Annotated in this window: 1 protein-coding gene; it reads right to left on the minus strand. The window is 54.0% G+C overall.

The genetic code is table 11. From position 1 onward, the window contains the following. Positions 1-41 precede the first annotated feature (41 nt). On the minus strand, positions 42-1625 hold the full coding sequence (locus HMPREF0860_RS13940) for a hypothetical protein (RefSeq protein ID WP_038081568.1): 1584 nt from the start codon (positions 1623-1625) through the stop codon (positions 42-44). Between the last annotated feature and the right edge of the window lie 5 nt (positions 1626-1630).

Below are 1630 nucleotides of genomic sequence, written 5' to 3' on the forward strand. Positions count from 1 at the left end.
TCCCCAAACCGGAGGTTTGGGCGGTGCTCAATTATTATCCTTTATTCCTGCGGTGCAACGCAAATGCCGAGCGTTTCGCCTTCGTCGATGCCGAGCTTGTGTTCGGTAAGGGTGCCGCCTGCTGCGATGTGCCACCACATGGGTTTCCGTTTGTAGTCGGTGTCTTGATAAAAACCTGCGGCATACAGGTCGCCTCCGGCAGCGCACAGCGCATATACATTACCGACGTTTGTTGAAAGCGTTGCATACAGCGAAGCGCTTGCACCTTCGATTTTCCATATAGCAGCTTTACCGTCCGTAGTCTGTCCTGCAGCATAGACTGTACCTTCCGAAGCGCACAATTTATAACCCTTTTTGCCGCCGGGAATAGTAATTGGAATAAAGGTTGTGCCGTCTACCTTCCAAAGGTGTCCCCCTGCAACATAGACCGAAGCTCCTGCCGTACACACGCCGTAAGAAGCGTCGGCGCCTTCAAGACCCAATTCCAGTTCGCTCACCTCGCCTACATCAGGCTTTGTCCATAAACAGACGGTATCGTTACTGCCTATCCGTTTAGTACCTGCTACGTACAACTCTCCCGTACCGGCGCACAGAGACCGGGCGATCGCAATGATTATCGAGGAATCCATTTCGCGCAAAAAGGATAGGACGGGATTTGCAGGATCGCTGATGTCGGTAAGGCTTGCACCTTTATTGTTGTAATTCTGATATGTATAGCCTACCGCAAATAGCTTTCCGTTATGAGAGGCGATATCAAGCGCATCACTGTCACGGATTGTACTGATCCAGTATAAGGTGCCGTCTTTTTTCCATGCGAGCGGACGGGGCGCACCATTGGTTTCGTAGCCTGCAACGTACACGTCTTTTCCCTGTGCGCATATTGCCTTCGGAAAGACTGCATTGGGCGCAGCTTCGTGTGCGTTCAGTTGAGTGGGCACGCCGTTTTTCCACACATAAGCTTTGCCGCCGCTTGTTCCGGTAACATACACGTCAACGGGGGCGGTTTTAAAATGTACGGCGATGTCGGCGTCCGCCGTTACCGTGTGATTGTATGTTGCGTTCGTTTCTCCTGCGATGTCGGTTCCGCCATCCGTCCATTTTTCTACCGCGTAGTATTCGTTTACTGGTGCTGCGGTAAAGACAATCACCTTATTCCGTTCCGCTTGATAGGGCGAATGGACTTCGGCGCCGTCAACTTCGGCTTTGAGCGTGCCGCCCGTGCCGCTTACGCCGAAAGTTACGTTGTACTTTGTCGGCGGCGTGCCTACAGGCTTAAACTTTACCGTTACGGTTACCGGCTGCGCTACTTTTATCTTTGCGCTCGTGCTGCCGCTTCCTCCCGTTCCCGTTTCAAAGGCACCGGTGCTTACCGTCCAAAAGTCAACGTTGTGCGTTGCGGGGTTGCCCGCCGTTGCGGTAAACTCGACGATTTTGCCCTGTTCCACCGTATCGCCCGAATTGATTTCGGTGCCGCCGACTGTCGCTTTGAGCGTACCGTTCCCGCCTTCCACGCCGAAGGTTATGGCGTGCTTGGGCAGGGGCGGCGTGCTGCCTCCCGAATCGCTGCCGTTCGAGCAGCCTGTAAAAACGAGCGCTGCGGCAAACAGCAAAACGCCGGCCGCTATCGGTA

It is taken from the genome of Treponema socranskii subsp. socranskii VPI DR56BR1116 = ATCC 35536 (assembly GCF_000468115.1).
GTDB lineage: Bacteria > Spirochaetota > Spirochaetia > Treponematales > Treponemataceae > Treponema_D > Treponema_D socranskii.